Source organism: Cobetia sp. MMG027, from assembly GCF_027947415.1.
Classification (GTDB): Bacteria; Pseudomonadota; Gammaproteobacteria; order Pseudomonadales; family Halomonadaceae; genus Cobetia; species Cobetia marina.
This window is the reverse complement of sequence record NZ_JAQJIO010000003.1, coordinates 354,138-376,228: the sequence shown is the minus strand read 5'-3', so window position 1 is coordinate 376,228 and position 22,091 is coordinate 354,138. Positions and strand designations below refer to the sequence as shown.

Genomic DNA, 22,091 nt, shown 5'->3' with positions numbered 1-22,091 from the left:
ACTCGTTCGGCCAGCTGCCGACGCCCGCACGCAGCCCGTGCGGGCGTCGGAGTCTCTGGCCGCTTTCCCCCCATGCGTCATGTCCGTATAGTGAGCCACTGACCCCGCCAACAGAACTTCCGAAATGCTGCAGAACAATTCGCTGCTGGCGCAGCTGAAAGATCAAATCCGCCAGGAAATTCCCCGTGTCACGGGGGTGATCAAAGGCACCGACAAGGGCTTCGGCTTCCTCGAGTGCGAGGATGGCGAGTCGTATTTCGTGCCGCCGCCCGCCATGAAGCAGGTGCTGCACGGTGATACCGTCGAAGCGACCGTCAAGGTCGAAGGCGAGAAGAAATCCGTACAGCCGGAAGTGCTGATCGAGACGGGTGTCGACCGCTTCGTCGCTCGTGTCGGCAAGCGTGACGGTCGCCTCAACGTGATGCCGGATCACCCGTCCATCAACACGCGCATGAAAGCGCGCGTGAAGCGCGGCATCAATGAGGAAAGCCTCAATGATGGCGACTGGGTCGTGGCTCGTCTGCTGCGTCACCCGATGCGCAAGGATGACCGCAGCTTCTTCGCCCAGATCGAGGAAGTCATCGCCGAGGTGGACAACCCGCGCGTGCCGTGGCGTGTCACCCTGGCGCGTCACGCGCTGGAACAGGCCTCTCCGGAGGGCGGCAACGACTGGCCGCTGCTGGAGGAAGGTCTGACCCGCGAAGACATGACTCACGTACCCTTCTTCACCATCGATGGTGAGAAGACTCGTGACATGGATGACGCCCTGCACATCGTCGAGCGCCCGGAAGGCGGCTGGACCCTGAGCATCGCCATCGCTGACCCGACCGCCTATGTGCCGGAAGGCAGCCGCGTGGACGAAGAGGCGCGCACGCGCTCCTTCACCGTCTACCTGCCGAGCCAGAACGTCACCATGCTGCCGGAAATCCTGGCCGATGACCTGTGCTCGCTGAAGGAAGGTGAAGACCGTCCGACGCTGATGTGCATCGTCGACATCGACACCGACGGCGTGATCGGTGAGCCGAAGTTCTTCGCAGCCACCATGCGCTCGCATCACCGCCTGACCTACGACAACGTCTCTGACTGGATCGAAGGCCAGGAAGGCAGCTGGAAGCCGGAAACCGAGGAGCTGGCCGAAGGCCTGCGTCAGCTGGAAGCCTTCACTCAGGCGCGTATCGCCTGGCGTGCACGCAACTCCCAGATCTTCCGCGAGCGTCCGGACTTCGAATTCGAGCTGGATGAGGAAGGCAACGTGCTCAACGTGCGTGCCGACCATCGCCGCATCAGCAATCGCATGATCGAAGAATCCATGATCACCGCGAACCTGAGCTGCGCCCGTCTGCTCTCCAAGCACATCGGTCACGGCATCTTCAACGTGCACCAGGGCTTTGCACCGGAGAAGTACGACGACACCATCGAATTCCTGGCCACCCAGGAGATCACCGCGACGCCGGAACAGCTGGGCAGCCTGGAAGGCTATCGCCTGCTGCGCCAGGAGCTGGACAGCCGCGAGGATACCTGGCTGGACGTGCGCATGCGTCGCTTCCAGGGCTACACCGTGATGTCTGCCCAGCCGGGCCCGCATTTCGGTCTGGGTCTCGAGGCCTATGCCACCTGGACTTCGCCGATCCGCAAGTACGGCGACATGGTCAACCATCGCCTGATCAAGCGCGTGATTCTGGGTCAGGATGCTCCGGCCGAAGCCACCGAGCAGCTGACCGAACACCTCAGTGAACGTCGTCGTCTCAACCGCATGGCTGAGCGCGACGTCAAGGACTGGCTCTACGTGCGTTACCTGACCAAGGCCGCCGAAGAGCAGCAGATCTTCACTGGCGAGATCATCGATATCCGCCGCGGTGGCATGCGTGTGCGCCTGGAAGAGAATGGCGCCAGCGTCTTCATTCCGGCACCGCTGATCCACACTGATCGCAAGAAGGTCGCGATCGATGACAAGGAAGGCCGTGTGCGCATCGAAGACGAGCTGCGTTACTCATTGGGCGACATCATCAAGGTCTCCTTGACCGAAGCCCGTGAAGAACGTCGTTCACTGGTGGGTCGTCCGGCCGAATAAGCCGCGACCTGCTCACCGCCGTCTGACAGGATGGCGGTACCCCACGCCCCGGAGCGCTCTGCGCCCGGGGCGTTTTCGTTGCTGCAACGCAACGTATTCAAAGCGTGATCGCATCGTGATAAATTGTAATTTTATGAAACAGAAAATCACGTTACACTCATTTCATCGAGACACGAGGCATCCACACTCCTCGCGCCAACGTTGATTGAGTCAAGTACCGAGTCAGTCATTGCCATCTGTCCATGCTGCCACTTGCCGTGAGAGGACCTCCCATGAAATTCCATCGCTCGCCTGCTGCCTCACAGCGTCATGCTGCAGAACACGCCGCCATCGTGCGCCAGCCGGCCATGGTCCTGGCACGTGTTACCGATCAGCCGTCAGATGGCCACTCGCGTGACGCGGTCACGCCACAGCGACAGCGTGAGATCCAGCAGGAGGCGATGGAGCATGTGGCCATGCTGCTGGAGCGGGACCGCCGCCGGACACGCAATCGCCTGCTGCTCGCAGCCGGCATGCTGCTGAGCCTCGTGTTGCTCGCCAGTCAACGTCCCGCCGAGCCCGAAGCCGCCTTCTCCCAAGAGCTGGGCCAGACGATGTCCTTCCTGTCCGCTCAATCATTCTCATGAGTCCTGAGGCATTCCCAGGCGTAGTCCGCGTCTGAGAAGGCCTCGGGAATCCATCCGCGTATCCCCCTGAATTCCTGTAGTGCACGCAACTTTCCCATCCGACTGCCCGGGTGGGATTTTTTTTGCCATGGCATGGCCAGGTGTCCCGTCGCTTCTCCCTTTTTCACTCTCTCCCTTTTTCACTCTCTCCCTTGATCACTTTCTTCCAGTATCACGTCCTTCCCGCATCAGTCCCCTGAGTCCCCTACCCGCATCACTCCCCTGAATCACTCCCCCCGCATCACGTTCTGTCTGCACCGCGGCTCACCAACGCCGCAACCGTGTTGTGCCCGCGAGCGCATTCGCTGCTGGGCCAGCATGACGCCTCCTCGGCTGGCATCGCACAAAATCCTCCGGCCGCTGTCACATGGGTCACGCCATCCGTGGCGTAGGGTTGGCGTCTCACTCTTGAGTGCAGGGGGTAGCCAGCGACCGGAAAGCAGAGCCAGTTGCGCAACATGACTTCCGCGTTCCCAAAAGCCTACTTGAAGCCCACCCCTCTCCCCCCCAGATCAATAGCAGACTCAGACTGGGCACAAGAATTGACCTTTCGGCGCTGTCTGCCAGAAAACACAACGGAATCAAATAGATGCTCCACGTTGCAGACATGACGATGTTTCATGCGCCGTCCAGCGGCGGCGTGAGAACCTATCTGGAAGCCAAGCGACGACGCCTACGAAGCCGACCAGGCATTCGTCACAGCCTGCTGGTTCCCGGAGAGTCCTCCAGTGTCAGCGATGACCTCTATCACGTCCCGGCCCCCCCGATACCCTTCGGCAATGGCTACCGCTTCCCGCTGAGGCGTGGAGGCTGGGTCAGCACCCTGCTGGCACTGCAGCCGGACGTGATCGAGGCGGGTGACCCCTACGTCACCGCCTGGGCGGCATTGGATGCAGGCCGCAAGCTGGATGTCCCGGTGATCGGCTTCTATCACTCGGATCTGCCACGTCTGATCACCAACCGTCTCGGCGAGTGGTCGGGGGCCAATGTCGATCGCTATGTGCAGCGCCTCTATCGCCATTTCGATCGCGTGCTGGCACCCAGTGACGTGATGGCGAGGCGACTGGATCGACTCGGGGTACGCAATGTCCACATCCAGCCACTGGGCGTCGATCTGAACACCTTCCACCCCGATTGCCGGGATCAGGACCTGCGACGTGAACTTGGCCTGGCGGATCACGTGCGACTGCTGGCCTTCGCCGGCCGCGGTTCACGCGAGAAGAATCTCGACGAGCTGCTGGAAGTCGCCCGTCTGCTTGGCCCGAATTACCATCTGCTGTTGATCGGCTCCGGGATGCCTCGCCACCTGCCGGACAATGTCAGTGTCACCGGCCATTTCTGCAGCAGCGCGGAGGTGGCACGACTGGTCGCCTCCGTCGATGTGCTGTTGCATGCCGGCACACAGGAGACCTTCGGTCTGGTCGTGCTGGAAGCCATGGCCTGCGGCACGCCAGTGGTGGCCGCTCGCGCCGGTGCGCTGGCGGAAAATGTTCCGCTGGGCTGTGGCCAACTGTGTGATCCTCATGCACCGCATGCCATGGCGCGTGCCGTTCAGGACATCTTCGCCAATGACCCGGCGGCCCTGGGTCGCCAGGCGCGTCGTCATGTGGAGAAGCACCATGACTGGGACCGCGTGGTGGATGGACTGCTCGATCACTATCGCGCCGTCACCGGCACTCAGCTGCAACCGATACTGGAAGAGGTGACACATGGGTGAGTCTCCAGCCGCCAGAAAGCATTTCCTGCTGGTCCTCCACGACATCGCTCCCGAGACCTGGCAGGACTATCGCGATTTCGTCGATCAGATGGATGAGCTGTGTCAGGAGCGACTTGGCCATCCCTGCCCGATCACCTGGCTGGTGGTGCCGGACTTCCACCATCGCAACCCTCTCGAGAACGCTCCCGAGTTCATCGCCCTGCTGGAGGCCCGCAGACAGCAGGGCGATGAACTGGCGCTGCATGGTTTTCATCATTGCGATGATGCGCCGCCGCCCCGCACGCCACGCGATTACGTGATGCGCCGCGTACTGACCTGGGAAGGCGAGTTCTACCCCCTCGATGAGAGCGAAGCCAGACGGCGTCTTCAGGAAGGCGCTGCCCTGTTCAAGCGGCTCGGCTGGCCGCTGTCGGGCTTCGTGGCACCGGCCTGGTTGATGAGTGACGGCACACGGCGCGCCCTGCAGGCACTGGACTTCCAATACACCAGCGACCCTCAGCACCTCTATCGCCTGCCGGACTTCACCCCCATCGATGCTCCGGGACTGGTGTGGAGCGCGCGCTCCGCGCCGCGGCGCGCCATGTCCCGCTGGGTCACGGAACGCAAGATGGCGCGTGAGCGTGACGCCGATGTCCTGCGCCTCGGACTGCATCCGGTCGACATGCGCCACACGGGCTCGCGAGACTACTGGGCACGACTTGTCACACGGTTGCTGGATGATGGCTACCTGCCGATGACCAAGCTCGATTGGCTGACACACAAGGGGCTGCTCACCGCCGATCGACGGAATGCCGACAGTGCTGCCTGAGTTCCCGCAGCATGCCCTGGGCACCATGCCCTTCCACCCATCGCCTGAACACGAGAATCCACCATGAATCGCGCCCTGTGGATGCTGGGAGCCGGCCTGGTGCTGGTCATCGCCGTGCCGCTGGTGCTGGGCGGCAGTGGGCTGGGGAGCCAGCTGCGCCAGTTCCCCCTCGAGACCTTCGCGCTGATGCTGGGCATGATCGTGATGTGCTGGAACCTGAATGCCGGACGCCTGCGCCTGCTGCTGGCCGGGCGTGGCGGCCACCTCGGACAGCGGCGTGCACTGGGCATGGTGATGGCCACCGAGTTCGCCATCAGCGCCACGCCGGGTGGCAGTGGCGGCCCGCTCACCCTGATGGGGCTGCTGGCACGTCAGGGGGTACGCCCGGCACACGCCTCGGCGGTGTTTGCCGTCGACCAGATGACCGACATGCTGTTCTTTCTCTCGGCGCTCGCCAGCATCGGGCTCTACGCACTGTCGCATACCATCGATCTACGCCTGGGCTGGATGCTGGCCGTGCCGGCGCTGCTGCTGATCATCGGCTTCGGCCTGCTGGCGGCGCTCGGCAAGCATCATCGACGATTGATCAAGGCCAGTGGCCGCCTGCTGCGCTGGCTCAAGGTACGCCATCGTTCGCGCCTCAGACTGGCGCGTGCCTTGATCCATTTCCGTCATGCACTGATCGAGACGCTCGCCCTGCCTCGCCTGACGTTGAGCCTGATCTTTCTGCTGTGCTGCGCCCATTGGCTCTTGCGCTATTCCATCCTCTATCTGGCCGTCGCGGGACTTGGGCGCGACATCGACTGGAGCTGGACCTTCATCGTGCAGATGCTCTCGCTCGCCGCCGGGCAACTGACGCTGCTGCCCGGTGGTGCAGGCGGTGCCGAACTCTCGTCCACGGCACTGCTGGGGCCTGTCATCGGTGCCTCCACCGCCGCTGCCGCCGTCGTCATCTGGCGCGCCGTCACCTTCTATTTCTACCTGATCGCCGGTGCCCCGGTGTTCTTCGTGATGGCGGGACGCGGCATGCTGGCCCGCCTGCTCAATCGTCGCTCGCCCTCGGCCTGACCCCCAGCGACCCACCTCTGCCGGACAGCTCCAGCGCATCATCATTCATTTCCATTGCTCATCGCCATTTGGATAAGTGTTTGTTATGGTAATGATTCGATGTTGAACGTCCATACAATAACCACATCCAAGGTGATCCCACATGTCCGGCTCCCCTCATTTCCTGACTCACCGCTCACTCACGCGTCTTGGCGTGATGGGCGCATTGCTTGTGACCACGGCCTCCACTGCCCTCGCCGATGACGCGACGCTGCGCAGCATCGACCCCGGCCATGGCACCGACAAGGTCGTCGTGGCTCACCGTGGTGCCTCGGGCTACCTGCCCGAGCACACGCTGGCCGCCAAGTCGATGGCCTATGCCCAGGGTGCCGACTTCCTTGAGCAGGACGTGGTGATGAGCAAGGATGATCAGCTGGTGGTGCTGCATGATCGCTTTCTGGATCGCGTGACCAATGTCGCCGATGTCTTCCCGGACCGCGCTCGTGAGGATGGCCGCTACTATGCCATCGACTTCACCCTGGATGAGCTGCGCAAGCTGGCCTTCAGCGAGGGCTTCACCGTCAAGGATGGCAAGCGTGTCACGGACTACCCCGAGCGCTTCCCGCTGGGCAAGTCCCACTTCGGTCTGCATACGCTGAGCGAGGAGATCGAGATGATCCAGGGCCTGAATCACTCCACGGGCCGTGATGTCGGCCTGTATGTCGAGATCAAGGCCCCCTGGTTCCATCAGTCCGAGGGCAAGGAAATCTCCAGAGCCGTCCTCGAGACGCTCAAGCAGTACGGCTATTTGGACCATGACGACAATGCCATCGTGCAGGTCTTTGATCCCAATGGACTCGAACGCATCCACGACACGCTGCAGCCCGAGCTGGGCATGGACCTGCGACTGGTGCAGCTGATGGGCGAGACCAGTTGGGACATGACCTTCCAGCCGGGCTCGGATGGCAAGCTCGAGCCCTACAGCTATGACTGGATGTACCAGGATGGGGCCATGCAGCGGATTGCCGGCTATGCCGATGGCATCGGGCCGTGGAAGCCGATGGTGATCGAGGACAGCTCGACCCGGGACGACATCAAGGTCACGCCGCTGGTCAAGGAAGCGCATGCAGCAGGCCTGATCGTGATGCCCTATACCTTCCGGCTTGATGAGGGTCGCATCCCTGACTGGGCCAGCGATTATGATGACATGCTGCGCGTGTTCTTCGTCGACGCCGATGTCGATGGCGTCTTCACGGACTACCCGGACCGCGCGGTACAGTGGCTCAAGCACAACGGCGAAGCCCTGTAGAACTCACGGCAGGACGGCTTGCAGAAAAGCGAGCGGTGACACATGAAAAAGCCGGACTCCTCAGGGAGTCCGGCTTTTTTCGTCCTGCGCAATGTCAGAAACGGATGTCAGTGTCTGATGTCAGTGCTCGTGTCAGTGTCGTCCAGACTGGGAGGATCAGCGCTGAAACATGGCGTCTTCACGTCTCATTGCCCCGCTGCCTCGGCCGCCAGACCCTTGAGCAGTCCACCGATCTTGTCCAGCGGCAGCTTGCAGTCACCCAGGTCATGACGATTGGCCAGATACTGCGGATCATTCCACTCGATCACGCTGCCCCCTTCCACGGCACGGATCAGCATCTTCTGCGGGAGATCCAGCGCAGCCGAACCATTGCACTGCATCAACAGGGTACCGACCTTGGGGTTGCCGAAGATGACGGTATGCGTGGCAGGAAGCTCCATCCCCACCTTCTCGGCACCCGCCTCATGCTCGATGACGCTGAACAGCGTCAGCCCCTTGGCCTCGAGCGCCTTCTCCAGACGCGCCTGGACGGTGGCGACATCCTCACGACTGGTCACGGACTCGATGCCCTTGGCAGGCACCTGCATGCTCGCCGAGGCTTCAGGAGCGGACGCTGCCGCGGCGCCGGAATCTGCACTGGCCATCAGCGGAATGCCGGTAACCAACGGCAGAGACAGCAGCGCCAGCAGGCGGGCGGAACGCGTGACAGCGGGGAAGGTCTTGAGCATGGAACATCCTTATCAGTGAGTCGTGTTTCGCCGTGGGGCATCTGCACGTGTCGCTTGGTCAGGTGCCAATGAACCTCATCAGATTAGCAATTGCTTGATCCAAACGCACCTGCCGTCTGGGGTGGCGAAGGCGATGTGATGCGCATTTGCATGAGCTATCGCTCCCGACAATGACTCCCTCACCGAATGACAGACATGAAAAAAGGGCAGACCCGGTGGGTCTGCCCTTTCGGTGACATGCAATCAGCGTTGCCGCCGAGCGCTGTCAGGAGATCACAGGCTTACCAGCCAGTGACTTCCTTGATGGCATCGCCGATCTCTGCGAGTGAACGCACAGTCTTGACGCCAGCTTCTTCCAGAGCCGCGAACTTCTCGTCGGCAGTACCCTTGCCGCCGGAGATGATGGCGCCTGCATGGCCCATGCGCTTGCCCGGAGGCGCAGTCACACCAGCGATGTAGGAGACGACCGGCTTGGTGACGTTCGCCTTGATGTAGGCAGCCGCTTCTTCTTCAGCGGAACCGCCGATCTCGCCGATCATGACGATGGCTTCGGTCTTCGGGTCCTTCTCGAACAGCTCGAGGATGTCGATGAAGTTGGAACCCGGGATCGGGTCGCCACCGATACCGACACAGCTGGACTGACCGAAACCGTGGTCAGTGGTCTGCTTGACGGCTTCATAGGTCAGGGTGCCTGAACGAGACACGATACCGACCTTGCCCGGCTGGTGGATGTGACCCGGCATGATGCCGATCTTGCACTCACCCGGAGTGATGACACCCGGGCAGTTCGGACCGATCAGACGCGCGCCCAGCTCGTCGCACTTGACCTTGACTTCCAGCATGTCGAGAGTCGGCACGCCTTCGGTGATGCAGACGATCAGCTTGATGCCTGCATTGGCCGCTTCAAGGATGGAATCCTTGCAGAACGGTGCCGGCACGTAGATGACGGACGCTTCAGCGCCAGTCTCGGCAACGGCTTCCGCGACGGTGTTGAACACCGGCAGGCCCAGGTGAGTCTGACCACCCTTGCCCGGCGTCACGCCACCGACCATCTTGGTGCCGTAGGCGATGGCTTGTTCAGAGTGGAAGGTACCCTGGCCGCCAGTGAAGCCCTGGCAGATCACCTTGGTGTTCTTGTCGATCAAAATGCTCATTACTTGCCCTCCGCAGCTTTGACAACCTGCTGCGCCGCGTCAGTCAGGCTGGTAGCAGCGATGATGTTCAGACCGCTTTCGGCCAGCTTCTTGGCGCCGAGTTCAGCGTTGTTGCCTTCCAGACGCACCACGACCGGTACGTTGACACCGACCTGCTCGACGGCACCGATGATGCCTTCGGCGATCATGTCGCAACGCACGATGCCGCCGAAGATGTTCACCAGAACAGCCTTGACGTTGTCGTCGGACAGGATGATCTTGAACGCTTCTGCAACGCGTTCCTTTGTAGCACCGCCACCCACGTCGAGGAAGTTGGCCGGCTTGCCGCCAGACAGGTTGACGATGTCCATGGTGCCCATCGCCAGGCCTGCGCCGTTGACCATGCAGCCGATGTTGCCGTCGAGGGCAACGTAGTTCAGTTCGAACTTGGCAGCATGCGCTTCACGCTCGTCTTCCTGAGACGGATCGTGCATCGCCTGCAGGTCCGGGTGACGGTAGACGGCGTTGGCATCGATGTTGATCTTGCCGTCGAGGCAGTGGAGGTTGCCTTCGTCGGTGATGACCAGCGGGTTGATTTCCAGCAGCGCGAAATCCTTGTCGGCGAACATCTTCGCCAGACCCAGGAAGATCTTGGTGAACTGCTTGATCTGGGTCGGGTTCAGACCCAGCTTGAAGGCCAGTTCACGCGCCTGGTACGGCTGAGCGCCGACCAGCGGATCGATCTCGGCTTTCAGGATCTTTTCCGGTGTCTCTTCGGCAACCTTCTCGATTTCCACGCCGCCTTCGGTGGAAGCCATGAAGACGATGCGACGAGTGGTACGGTCGACGACGGCACCCAGGTACAGTTCTTCGGCGATGTCGGTGCAGTTCTCGACGAGAATCTTGGTGACCGGCTGACCATTCGCGTCAGTCTGGTAGGTCACCAGGTTCTTGCCCAGCCACTGGGAAGCGAAGTCGGAAGCGGCTTGTGCGCTCTCGACCAGCTTGACGCCGCCGGCCTTGCCGCGGCCACCTGCGTGGACCTGTGCCTTGACGACCCACTTGTCGCCGCCAATCTTCTTGCACGCTTCAGCAGCGTCTTCCGGGGTGTCAACGGCGAAGCCCTTGGACACCGGCAGGCCATAGTCGGCAAACAGTTGTTTTGCCTGATACTCGTGAAGGTTCATCGTGTCATGCCATTGGTTGCATTAGACTCGAACGGCAGTCGCGAGATGCGGCTGCCACCGTTCGCCCCGGCCTGGCCGGGGCGACGCGCCTCTTGTTCGGAAGGACGCTTACTTGCGCTTCTTGCGGTTTGCGATGTGAATCGCATGCCCGTCAACGGCCAGCGCGGCTTCGTGTACGGCTTCCGACAGTGTCGGGTGAGCCGTGCAGATCAGCGCGAGGTCTTCGGCGCTGGCGCCGAACTCGAGGGCCGTCACGCCTTGAGCGATCAGCTCACCGGCATGCTGGCCGATGATGTGAACACCCAGGACGCGATCAGTCTCAGCGTCGGCAATGATCTTGGCCAGACCTTCAGTGGCATTGTTGGCCATGGCACGACCGCTTGCCGCGAACGGGAAGCTGCCGGTCTTGACTTCAATGCCTTCGGCCTTGGCCTGCTGCTCGGTCTTGCCGACCCAAGCAACTTCCGGGAAGGTGTAGATGATGCTCGGGATGGCGTCGTAGTTCATCTCGGCCTTGTGGCCGGCGATGATGTCGGCAACCATCACGCCCTCTTCGGAGGCCTTGTGGGCCAGCATCGGGCCACGTACCACGTCACCGATGGCGTAGACACCCGGCACGCTGGTCGCGCACTGGTCATCGACGTGGATGAAGCCACGCTCGTCCAGATTGATGCCGACATCGCTGTCGAGCAGGCTCTGGGTGTACGGACGACGGCCGACCGCGACGATGACCTTGTCGAAGGTCTGTTCCTGCTCGCCGTTGGCGTCGGTGTACTTGACGACGACTTCGCTGTCCTTGATGTCGGAACCGGTCACGCGGGCGCCGAGCTTGATGTCCAGACCCTGCTTCTTGAGCAGCTTCTGGGCTTCCTTGGCGACAGCGGCATCGACCATCGGCAGGAAGCTGTCGACCGCTTCCAGCACGGTGACTTCAGAACCGCAACGGCTCCACACGCTACCCAGCTCGAGACCGATGACACCGGCACCGATGACGCCCAGACGCTTCGGCGTCTCGGTGAATTCGAGGGCGCCGGTGGAATCGACGATCAAACCTTCGGTCAGCGGCGTCGGCGGAATCTCGACCGGCACGGAACCGGACGCGATGACGATGTTCTCGGCGTCGTAGGTCGCCTTCTCGCCGTCGTGACCGGTGACTTCGACCTGCTTGTTGGGCAGCACCTTGCCGGTACCTTCCAGGGCGGTCACGCCATTGGCCTTGAACAGACCGGAAATGCCGCCGGTCAGGTTCTTCACGATCTGCGCCTTGCGCTCGATCATCTTGGCCACGTCGATCTCGACGCCATCGGCCTTGATGCCCAGCTCGGCGAACTCGTCACGTGCCTCGACGAACTTGTGAGAGGTTTCCAGCAGCGCCTTGGACGGGATGCAGCCGACGTTCAGGCAGGTGCCGCCGTGGACGGTCTTGCCTTCCTTGTTGACCCACTTCTCGACGCAGGCAGTCTTCAGACCCAGCTGAGCCGCGCGGATGGCAGCCACATAGCCACCGGGGCCCGCGCCAATGACGATTACATCAAATTTATCGGCCATGTCTCTTCCTGTTGGTGCAGTTCGATTCGGATTGGCATCCCGATGGGCAACCTGTCACCCATCGGGGCCGCACACGCCCGGGGAAGCCCCGGGCGTGAGGCGTTGCAGTCTCAGACGTCGAGCAGGAAACGAGCCGGATCTTCCAGCAGGTCCTTGATGGCGACGAGGAACTGGACTGCATCCTTGCCGTCGATCATGCGGTGGTCGTAGGACAGCGCCAGATACATCATCGGACGGATGACGACCTGACCGTTCACGGCCATCGGGCGCTCCTGGATCTTGTGCATGCCCAGGATGGCGGTCTGCGGCGGATTCAGGATCGGCGTGGACATCAGGGAACCGAAGATGCCGCCGTTGGTGATGGTGAAGGTGCCGCCCTGCATCTCATCGATGCCCAGCTTGCCGGCGCGCGCGCGCTGACCGAAGTCGACGATGGTCTTTTCGACATCGGCAAGCTTCATGCTGTCGGTATCACGCAGGACCGGCACGACCAGACCACGATCGGACGACACGGCAACGCCGATGTCCTGGTAACCGTGGTAGACGATGTCGGTGCCGTCGATGGAGGCATTGACGTCCGGGAAGCGCTTGAGCGCTTCGGTGGCCGCCTTGACGAAGAAGCCCATGAAGCCGAGCTTGGTGTCGTGCACCTTCTGGAAGGTGTCCTTGTACTGCTTGCGCAGCTCCATCACCGCACTCATGTCCACTTCGTTGTACGTGGTGAGCATGGCGGCGGTCTGCTGGGCATTGACCAGGCGCTTGGCGATGGTCTGACGCATGCGGCTCATCGGCACGCGCTTCTCGGGACGCTCGCCCTCGAAGGCCGGAGCGGCCTTCGGTGCAGCGGCCTTCGGTGCGGCAGCAGGCTTGGCAGCGGACTTGGCTGCGGTGCCTTCCTTGACGGCCTTGGCCACGTCTTCCTTCAGCACGCGACCGCCCTTGCCGGTACCGACCAGCTTGCTGACGTCCAGATCGTGCTCGGCGACCATCTTGCGAGCGGCTGGCGCGAGAATCTTGTCACCGACCTTCTCGTCCTGACCTTCGTCGGACTTGCTGTCGCTTTCCTCAGCGGCCGGAGCAGCGGCACCGGAAGCACCAGCGCTGAACAGTGCCAGCACGGCTTCGGTCTCGCAGGTCTCGCCTTCCTGAACCTTGATCTCGCTCAGGGCGCCATCTGCCGGAGCCACGACTTCCAGCACGACCTTGTCAGTCTCGATCTCGACGATCAGCTCATCGCGCTCACAGGCGTCACCGACCTTCTTGTGCCAGGTGGCGACAGTGCCTTCCGCGACGGATTCCGGGAAGCTCGGCGCCTTGACTTCCAGCGTCTCGCCTTCGCCACCGGCGGCCGGCTTGCTCTCGGCCTTGGCGTCGTCCTTGCCTTCAGCGGGCGCCTGCTTCTTCTCGTCGGAAGATGCGGCGTCTGCGTCACCGATGGTACCCAGTACCTGCTCGGACTCGCAGGTCTCGCCTTCCTGGACCTTGATCTCGCCCAGGGTGCCGTTCTGCGGTGCCACCACTTCCAGCACCACCTTGTCAGTCTCGATCTCGACGATCAGCTCGTCGCGCTCGACGCTGTCACCGGGCTGCTTGTGCCAGGTCGCCACTGTGCCTTCGGCGACGGATTCCGGAAAAGACGGCGCTTTGATATCGATAGCCATTGGAGTTCCTTAACTCGATTCTCTCTCGGTGCCCTTGCGGGTCGCGGGCCTTTACTTGTTGAAGGCGTCGTCGACCAGCTGGCGCTGCTGTTCGTTATGAACGGACATGTAGCCCGCGGCAGGCGCCGCAGAGGCCGGGCGTCCGGCGAAGGCCAGGCTCATGCCGAGGCCCTGACGATGCTGATCAGCGACCTGACGCATGTGGTGCTGACTCTGATACCAGGCACCCTGGTTGAGCGGCTCTTCCTGGCACCACATCACCTGCTCGAGATTCTCGTAGTCGGCGATGGCGGCCTGGAGCTCTTCCTTCGGGAAGGGATAGAGCTGCTCGACACGGATGATGGCAACGTCTTCACGGCCCTGCTCGGCGCGATAGCCTGCCAGGTCGTAATAGACCTTGCCGGCACACAGCACGACGCGCTTGACCTTGGAAGCTTCAAGATTGCCCTTGTCGGCCAGCACCATCTCGAAGCGGCCATCGGCCAGCTCGTCGAGGGTGGAAGTCGCTTCCTTGTGACGCAGCAGTGACTTGGGCGACAACACGACCAGCGGCTTGCGCAGCGAGCGGATGACCTGACGACGCAGCAGATGATAGATCTGCGCCGGCGTGGTCGGCATGCACACCTGCATGTTGTGCTCGGCACACAGCTGGAGATAGCGCTCGAGGCGCGCGGAGCTGTGCTCCGGCCCCTGACCTTCGTAACCGTGCGGCAGCAGCATGGTCAGACCGCACAGGCGGCCCCACTTGCTCTCGCCGGAGGAGATGAACTGGTCCATCACCACCTGGGCACCGTTGGCGAAGTCACCGAACTGGGCTTCCCACACCACCAATGCCGTCGGCATGGTCGTGGCGTAGCCGTATTCGAAGGCCAGCACCGCTTCCTCGGAGAGGTAGGAGTCATGGATGGTGAAGGTTGCCTGACCATCCTTGATGTGCTGCAGCGGCACGTAGGTATTGCCATCATTCTGGTTGTGCACCACCGCGTGACGGTGGGAGAAGGTGCCACGACCCACGTCCTGGCCAGTGATGCGTACCGGATGGTCGGCATCCACCAGGGTGGCGTAGGCCAGCGTCTCGGCGAAGCCCCAGTTCAGCGGCATGCCGCCGGCGGCCATCTTGCGACGGTCTTCGTAGATCTTGTTGACCTGACGCTGGACCGAGACGCCGTCCGGCACTTCGCACATCTTGTTGGCGAGCGCCTGCAGCTGCTTCATGTCCATCGAGGTATCGGCATCGCCGGTCCACTCGTGGCCCAGGTACGGCGTCCAATCGACGAACAGACCGGTATTCGGCTGCTTCACGAGGGCATTGGCGACGTGATTGCCGGCATCGAGATCCGCGCGGTACTGATCCACCAGCTGCCGGGTCTCTTCCTCGCTGAGCACGCCTTCCTCGACCAGACGCTGCGCATACTTCTCGCGAGCGGTCTTCTGGGACTTGATCTTGGCGTACATCAGCGGCTGGGTGCCGGACGGCTCGTCCGCCTCGTTGTGACCGCGCTTGCGGTAGCACACGAGGTCGATCACCACGTCACGCTTGAACTGCTGGCGATAGTCGATGGCGACCTGGGCGGCGTGCAGCACGGCGTCCGGGTCGTCACCATTGACGTGGATGATCGGCGCCTGAACCATCTTGGCGATGTCGGTGCAGTATTCGGTGGAACGCGCGTCATCGGCACGCGAGGTGGTGAAGCCCACCTGGTTGTTGATGACGACGTGAACGGTACCACCCGTCTTGTAGGCACGGGTCTGCGACATCTGGAAGGTTTCCATCACCACGCCCTGACCGGCGAATGCCGCGTCACCGTGGATGGAAATCGGCAGTACGCTGTCACCCTCGGCGTCTTCACGACGATCCTGACGGGCACGCACCGAGCCCTCGACCACCGGAGAGACGATCTCCAGGTGCGACGGGTTGAACGCCAGTGCCAGGTGGACTTCGCCGCCCGGTGTCATGACATTCGAGCTGAAGCCCTGGTGGTACTTCACGTCACCGGAGCCCTTGGCGATCTGCTTCTTGCCGTCGAATTCCTCGATCAGCTCGGACGGGCTCTTGCCCAGCAGATTGACCAGCAGGTTGAGGCGGCCACGGTGGGCCATGCCGATCACGACTTCCTTGGTACCGTACTTGCCGCTGCGCTGGATCAGCTCATCCATCATCGGGATGAAGGATTCGCCGCCTTCCAGACCAAAGCGCTTGGTCCCCGGGTACTTGCTGGCGAGGTAGCTCTCGAGACCTTCGGCGGCGGTCAGACGTTCCAGCACGTGATGGCGGACATCGCGTGAGAAGTTCGGCTTGGAACGCACGGACTCGAAACGCTGCTGCAGCCAGCGCTTCTCTTCCGTATTGACGATGTGCATGAACTCGGCGCCGATGCTGCGGCAGTAGGTCTGCTCCAGCGCGGCGTGAATTTCCTTCAGCGGTGCAACGTCCTTGCCGAGGAACAGCGAGCCGGTCTGGAACTCGACGTCCATGTCAGCGGAGGACAGCTGGTGGAAGGAAAGCTCAAGATCAGGAATCGGTGCCGGCTTGCGCAGACCAAGGGGATCGATGTCCGCCTTCTGGTGGCCACGGAAGCGATAGGCGTTGATCAGCTGAAGAACACGAACCTGCTTCTTGTTCTCGCTGCTCTCGCCCGCCGAGACAGCCACCGAGCGGCGACTGTTGCGACCCATCTCGTAGAACTGCTCACGGATCGGGGTCAGCGGAACATCCTGGGAGGGGCTGCCGTCATGACGCGGCAGAGTATCAAAGTAGTTGCGCCACTCGTCGGGAACCTCGTTCGGGTCGACAAGATAACGCTCGTAGAGATCTTCTACGTAGTGGACATTCCCGCCGCTCATATGGGAAGTGCGCCACATCAACTCCATTGTGCCTTCTTGCATCTCTCGGTCACCCTGACTGATGGGGTGGGGTAGGCGCCGGACAAGCGCTGTCGGCGTCACTCGATTATGCCCTGTATGGCGAAACCATGGAGGCCTTCACCATCTGAGTCTTCTTTTATCGTCAAAAGCCGGTGCACAAGGCACCGGCTCCAGCAAGCTGTGCGCTGCGACAAGGTGTGACACCCTGCCGCAGCTGACGTGCAATCATAACAAGCTAGCGCTCGGCTTTTAAGTGGCGTTTGCCAGCAAAAGCTCACGAATCTTGCCGATGGCACGTGTCGGGTTCAGACCTTTCGGGCAAACCGCGACACAATTCATGATTCCGCGACAGCGGAATACGGAGAACGGGTCGTCCAGTTCGCTCAGACGCTCCTTGGTGGCCGTGTCACGCGAGTCGGCCAGGAAGCGATAGGCCTGCAGCAGACCACTCGGACCGACGAACTTGTCCGGGTTCCACCAGAAGGACGGGCAGGCCGTCGAGCAGCAGGCACACAGGATGCATTCATAGAGACCGTCGAGCTTGTCGCGGTCTTCCGGCGACTGCAGACGCTCGATGGCCGGGGCCGGCGTGTCGTTGAGCAGGTACGGCTGGATGCGCTCGTACTGCTTGTAGAACAGGCTCATGTCGACGACCAGGTCACGCACGACCGGCAGGCCCGGCAACGGACGCAGCACCAGCTTGTTGTCCTTGACGACTTCGGACAGCGCGGTGACACAGGTCAGGCCGTTCTTGCCGTTCATGTTCATGCCGTCGGAACCACAGACACCTTCGCGGCAGCTGCGACGATAGGCCAGCGAGCTGTCCTGTTCCTTGAGCATTTCCATCACGTTCAACACCATCAGGTCACGGCCCTGGGTGTCGACCTGAAACTCCTGCATGTACGGCGCAGTATCGGTTTCAGGGTTGTAGCGGTATATGGATACCTGAAGCATGGTTTCCCCTCCGGGCAAACGGGTCAGGTGCGTGCGATGCCCTGCACGCACCTGGATCACGGCGAACTCAAGCGAGCGTGAACTCGAGCGAGTGCGAACTGGTGCTTGTCAGACTCAGTAGGTACGAATCTTCGGCTCGAAACGCTCGACGGTCTTCGGCGCGAAGTTCACGTCACGCTTGCCGACACGCTTCTCGTTCGGGAAGAACAGAGAGTGCTTGAGCCAGTTCTCGTCATCACGATCCGGGAAGTCGTAACGGGAGTGGGCACCACGGCTTTCCTTGCGGGTCAGGGCCGCAATGGCGGTGGCTTCCGCCACTTCCATCAGGTTGTCCAGCTCAAGGGCTTCGATACGCGCGGTATTGAAGACCTGGGACTTGTCAGCCAGACCCGCCTTGGCGATACGCTCACGCAGCTCGGACAGCTGCTTGACGCCTTCTTCCATCTTGTCTTCCTGACGGAAGACGCCGAAGGAGTTCTGCATGATCTGCTGCAGTTCGCGCTTGAGTTCCGGCACGGACTCGCCGCTTTCGGACTCGTTCCAGCGATTCAGACGCACCAGGGCAGAATCGATGTCGTTCTGGGTCGGCTCGAGGTACTCGATGCCTTCGTTGAGCGCGCTCTCGATGTACTTGCCTGCCGCGCGGCCGAAGACAACCAGATCCAGCAGCGAGTTGCCGCCCAGACGGTTGGCACCGTGAACGGAGACGCAGGCCACTTCACCCACGGCATAGAGGCCGTTGACGATGCGGTCGGTGCCGTCTTCGTTCTGCGCGATGGCCTGACCGTGCACGTTGGTGGCGATACCGCCCATCATGTAGTGACAGGTCGGCACGACCGGGATCGGCGCGTTGGTCGGATCGACGTGCGCGAAGGTCTTGGACAGCTCGGAGATACCCGGCAGGCGCTTGTTGAGCACTTCCTCACCGAGGTGATCCAGCTTCAGGAAGACGTGATCGCCATTCTCGCCACAACCACGACCTTCGAGGATCTCCATGACCATGGAGCGCGCGACGACGTCACGACCCGCGAGGTCCTTGGCATTCGGCGCGTAACGCTCCATGAAGCGCTCGCCGTCCTTGTTGACCAGGTAGCCACCTTCACCACGGCAGCCTTCCGTGACCAGCACGCCCGCACCGTGGATACCGGTCGGGTGGAACTGCCACATTTCCATGTCCTGGACCGGCAGGCCGGCACGCAGTGCCATGCCGATACCGTCACCGGTGTTGATCAGGGCATTGGTGGTGGAGGCGTAGATACGGCCCGCACCACCGGTGGCCAGAACGGTGGCCTTGGACTTGACGACGACGGTCTCGCCAGTCTCGATGCACAGGGCAATCACGCCGACGATGTCGCCGTTGGCATTCTTGACCAGATCGATGGCGTACCACTCGTCGAGGAAGACGGTGCCGTTTTTCAGGTTGGCCTGATACAGCGTGTGCAGCAGCGCGTGGCCGGTACGGTCAGCCGCGGCGCACGTACGTGCTGCCTGGCCACCCTTGCCGAAGTCCTTGGACTGGCCACCGAACGGACGCTGATAGATGCGGCCATTGTCGAAGCGAGAGAACGGCAGACCCATGTGCTCCAGCTCGAAGACCGCCTTCGGGCCTTCGGTACACATGTATTCAGCCGCGTCCTGGTCAGCGATGTAATCGCCGCCCTTGACGGTGTCATACATGTGCCAGCGCCAATCGTCGTTCGGATCAGCAGAGGCGATGGCACAGGTGATACCGCCCTGGGCAGAGACAGTGTGCGAGCGGGTCGGGAAGACCTTGGACAGCACGGCAGTCTTCTTGCCGGACTGGGACAGTTCGAGACCGGCACGCAGGCCAGCGCCGCCGCCGCCGATGATGATCGCGTCGAATGTCAGGCTACGCATGGTGGACATGTATCAGGCTCCCCACAGGACTTGAACGCCCCAGACCAAGAAGATGAACAACGCAAGGATGACGAAGACCTGGAAACCGAAGCGCAGCGCGGTCGGCTTCATGTAATCGGTCGCCACGGTCCACAGACCGATCCAGGCGTGTGCGGCAATCGCGATGAATGCCATCAGAGAGAAGATGCGCATTGCCGTGTTCTCGAACAGACCACTCCAGGTGGCGTAATCGAGGTTCGGGTGCAGCAGGAGATAGCCGACCATGAACACGGAATAGGCTGCCAGAACCACGGCAGACACACGCTGCAGTACCCAGTCAGACAGACCACTGCGACTGAAATTGGTGATGTTGTTTACCATACCCAGACTCCCGCCAGGACCACGAGAACGGCACTGATCACGACAGTGACCTGCGCCTTGCGATTCGCACTTTCAAGTTCGACACCAATATCCATGTCCATCAGCAGGTGTTTGATACCTGCCACGAAATGGAAACCGAGGGCAGACAGCAGGCCCCAGGCCACGATCTTGGCAAGGAAATTGGTTGCCAGGGTGTCACGCACTGCCTCGAACCCTTCCGGGGAGGACAGCGAGGCATCGAGTGCCCACAACGCGAACACCAGGCCCACGAACAGAATCACGCCGGTAATACGGTGAGTGATTGAAGTAAGGGCAGGGAGAGGGAATTTGATCGTCGTCAGATCGAGATTTACGGGTCGTTTGCTATTCACGGCTCTTACACACTCTCTTGGCCCAACACGGACGCAAGCCCGCAGGGGCGGTGGTTTGAGGAAGGGTCTCGGGCGCAGGCCATCCACGGTACCGAGCCGAATTTCCCGCCAGTCGCGCGACGGAGGATTATAGGGGTTGGCCATTGGCATGACAAATGACACGACGTCGCATAGCCGCAACCACGAATTGCACAAAATGCGGCGATCAGGACGCAACCTGAAGGGCATGGAACGACAAACGTCGGGAAACTGACGCACAGCGCAGCATCGCACGTCTCTACGCCGAGTGGCGAATTGACAATCTTTGGCGGGCTTCTATAGTGGGCGGGATTGATGCAAGCCCGGCATGGCAAGCAAGTCAAAGAGTTACGCGAATAATGAGGAGGTCGGCATGACTGACAAGAAAGCGACACTGACGGTAGACGGTATCGACAAGACCATCGAATTTCCGGTCTATTCCGGCACGCTCGGCCAGGACGTCATCGATGTCCGCGGCCTGACCGCCGAAGGCATGTTCACCTACGACCCGGGCTTCGTCTCCACCGCCGCCTGCGAATCTTCCATCACCTTCATCGATGGCCAGAAAGGCGTCCTGCTGCATCGCGGCTACCCCATCGACCAGCTGGCCAAGAGCTCCAACTATATAGAGCTGTGCTACCTGCTGCTGTTCGGAGAGCTGCCGAACAAGGAAGAGTACGACAAGTTCGCGCAACTGATCGGCAACCACACCATGGTGCACGAGCAGATCGTCAACTTCTTCAAGGGCTTCCGTCGTGATGCCCACCCGATGGCGATCCTGTGTGGCGTCGTCGGTGGCCTGGCCGCCTTCTATCACGACAATCTGAACATCAACAACGAGAAGGAACGCTACGTCAGTGCGGTGCGCCTGATCGCCAAGATGCCGACCCTTGCGGCCATGTGCCACAAGTACAACATTGGCCAGCCGTTCATGTACCCGCGCAATGACCTCTCCTACGGCGAGAACTTCCTGTACATGATGTTCGGCAATCCGTGTGAGGAGTACAAGATCAACCCGGTGTTCGCCAAGGCGATGGACACCATCTTCATGCTCCACGCCGACCACGAGCAGAATGCCTCGACCTCCACCGTGCGTCTGGCAGGCTCCACCGGTGCCAATCCGTTCGCCTGCATCAGCGCCGGCATCGCGGCACTCTGGGGCCCGGCACACGGCGGCGCCAACGAGGCCGTGCTCAACATGCTCGATGAGATCGGTGAGGATTCCGAGGAGAACATCCAGCGCTTCATCGACAAGGCCAAGGACAAGGATGACCCGTTCAAGCTGATGGGCTTCGGTCACCGCGTCTATCGCAACTTCGATCCGCGCGCCAAGGTCATGAAGGAGACCTGTGACGAGGTGCTGGAGCAGCTGGGCATGGCCGACGATCCGCAACTCAAGATCGCCAAGCGTCTGGAGCAGATCGCACTGGAAGACGAGTACTTCATCGAGCGCAAGCTGTACCCGAATGTCGACTTCTACTCCGGCATCATCCTCAAGGCGATCGGCATCCCGACCAACATGTTCACGGTCATCTTCGCCATGTCACGCACCATCGGCTGGATCTCCCACTGGAACGAGATGATCGCTGGCGGCCATCGTATCGGCCGCCCGCGCCAGCTCTACACCGGCCACCCGCAGCGCGACTACCCGGCCAAGTAAGCCACGTCGCACCCCGGCAGCCGACCGAAACCGCCTCTCAGGAGGCGGTTTTTTCGTTGCTGACGCCCCTACCCTGCTCGCCTGCCTCACGCCCCTGCCACCCCTCCTGCA

Annotated in this window: 17 protein-coding genes; 7 read left to right on the top strand and 10 right to left on the bottom strand. The window is 61.6% G+C overall.

Annotated elements, in window-relative coordinates; translation table 11 throughout:
* Positions 1 to 124 precede the first annotated feature (124 nt).
* The 6 genes from PJK54_RS05625 to glpQ all read left to right on the top strand — a co-directional run bounded on the left by PJK54_RS05625 (position 125) and on the right by glpQ (position 7,617).
* A complete protein-coding gene (locus PJK54_RS05625) occupies positions 125 to 2,071 on the top strand; it encodes an exoribonuclease II (protein WP_077379239.1) in 1,947 nt (648 codons plus the stop codon).
* Positions 2,072 to 2,343: 272 nt separating this feature from the next.
* Positions 2,344 to 2,697, top strand: a complete 354-nt coding sequence (locus PJK54_RS05620) for a hypothetical protein (RefSeq protein WP_077379237.1) — start codon at positions 2,344 to 2,346, stop codon at positions 2,695 to 2,697.
* A gap of 646 nt (positions 2,698 to 3,343) precedes the next feature.
* Entirely contained in the window at positions 3,344 to 4,453 is a 1,110-nt protein-coding gene (locus PJK54_RS05615) for a glycosyltransferase family 4 protein (RefSeq protein WP_077379411.1), read from the top strand.
* The gene (locus tag PJK54_RS05610) at positions 4,446 to 5,261 is read left to right on the top strand and encodes a DUF2334 domain-containing protein (RefSeq protein ID WP_077379235.1); all 816 of its coding nucleotides are present in this window, start codon (positions 4,446 to 4,448) and stop codon (positions 5,259 to 5,261) included. The genes PJK54_RS05615 and PJK54_RS05610 overlap by 8 nt, the downstream gene beginning before the upstream one ends.
* Before the next feature lie 63 nt (positions 5,262 to 5,324).
* On the top strand, positions 5,325 to 6,329 hold the full coding sequence (locus PJK54_RS05605; protein WP_077379233.1) for a lysylphosphatidylglycerol synthase transmembrane domain-containing protein: 1,005 nt from the start codon (positions 5,325 to 5,327) through the stop codon (positions 6,327 to 6,329).
* 142 nt (positions 6,330 to 6,471) lie between these two features.
* On the top strand, positions 6,472 to 7,617 hold the full coding sequence (gene glpQ, locus PJK54_RS05600) for a glycerophosphodiester phosphodiesterase (RefSeq protein ID WP_219815853.1): 1,146 nt from the start codon (positions 6,472 to 6,474) through the stop codon (positions 7,615 to 7,617).
* 185 nt (positions 7,618 to 7,802) lie between these two features.
* On the opposite strand, the gene PJK54_RS05595 is transcribed toward glpQ, so the two are convergent.
* The 10 genes from PJK54_RS05595 to sdhC form a co-directional block, all read right to left on the bottom strand.
* A complete protein-coding gene (locus tag PJK54_RS05595) occupies positions 7,803 to 8,345 on the bottom strand; it encodes a DUF302 domain-containing protein (protein WP_103751477.1) in 543 nt (180 codons plus the stop codon).
* A 281-nt stretch (positions 8,346 to 8,626) separates the two neighbouring features.
* Entirely contained in the window at positions 8,627 to 9,499 is an 873-nt protein-coding gene (sucD, locus tag PJK54_RS05590; RefSeq protein ID WP_065392579.1) for a succinate--CoA ligase subunit alpha, read from the bottom strand.
* A complete protein-coding gene (gene sucC / locus PJK54_RS05585; protein WP_077379231.1) occupies positions 9,499 to 10,665 on the bottom strand; it encodes an ADP-forming succinate--CoA ligase subunit beta in 1,167 nt (388 codons plus the stop codon). The genes sucD and sucC overlap by 1 nt, the downstream gene beginning before the upstream one ends.
* A gap of 108 nt (positions 10,666 to 10,773) precedes the next feature.
* Positions 10,774 to 12,213 (bottom strand): dihydrolipoyl dehydrogenase, encoded by a 1,440-nt coding sequence (lpdA, locus tag PJK54_RS05580; RefSeq protein WP_077379229.1) that lies wholly within the window; start codon positions 12,211 to 12,213, stop codon positions 10,774 to 10,776.
* 110 nt (positions 12,214 to 12,323) lie between these two features.
* Positions 12,324 to 13,874 (bottom strand): 2-oxoglutarate dehydrogenase complex dihydrolipoyllysine-residue succinyltransferase, encoded by a 1,551-nt coding sequence (gene odhB / locus PJK54_RS05575; protein ID WP_077379227.1) that lies wholly within the window; start codon positions 13,872 to 13,874, stop codon positions 12,324 to 12,326.
* Positions 13,875 to 13,925: 51 nt separating this feature from the next.
* Positions 13,926 to 16,760: a 2-oxoglutarate dehydrogenase E1 component gene (locus tag PJK54_RS05570; protein ID WP_077379225.1), complete on the bottom strand. Its 2,835-nt coding sequence runs from the start codon at positions 16,758 to 16,760 to the stop codon at positions 13,926 to 13,928.
* 228 nt (positions 16,761 to 16,988) lie between these two features.
* Positions 16,989 to 17,693 carry a succinate dehydrogenase iron-sulfur subunit gene (locus tag PJK54_RS05565; protein WP_077379223.1) on the bottom strand — a complete coding sequence of 235 codons (705 nt, stop codon included), beginning with the start codon at positions 17,691 to 17,693 and terminating at the stop codon, positions 16,989 to 16,991.
* A gap of 114 nt (positions 17,694 to 17,807) precedes the next feature.
* Positions 17,808 to 19,580, bottom strand: coding sequence for a succinate dehydrogenase flavoprotein subunit (gene sdhA / locus PJK54_RS05560; RefSeq protein WP_271302422.1), 1,773 nt, complete (start codon positions 19,578 to 19,580; stop codon positions 17,808 to 17,810).
* Positions 19,581 to 19,583: 3 nt separating this feature from the next.
* A complete protein-coding gene (gene sdhD / locus PJK54_RS05555) occupies positions 19,584 to 19,931 on the bottom strand; it encodes a succinate dehydrogenase, hydrophobic membrane anchor protein (protein WP_077379219.1) in 348 nt (115 codons plus the stop codon).
* Positions 19,925 to 20,302: a succinate dehydrogenase, cytochrome b556 subunit gene (gene sdhC / locus PJK54_RS05550; protein WP_043333108.1), complete on the bottom strand. Its 378-nt coding sequence runs from the start codon at positions 20,300 to 20,302 to the stop codon at positions 19,925 to 19,927. Before sdhC ends, sdhD begins: the two co-directional genes overlap by 7 nt.
* A 391-nt stretch (positions 20,303 to 20,693) precedes the next feature.
* Between sdhC and gltA the strand changes: the two genes are divergently transcribed.
* Positions 20,694 to 21,980, top strand: coding sequence for a citrate synthase (gltA, locus tag PJK54_RS05545; RefSeq protein ID WP_077379217.1), 1,287 nt, complete (start codon positions 20,694 to 20,696; stop codon positions 21,978 to 21,980).
* Positions 21,981 to 22,091 lie beyond the last annotated feature (111 nt).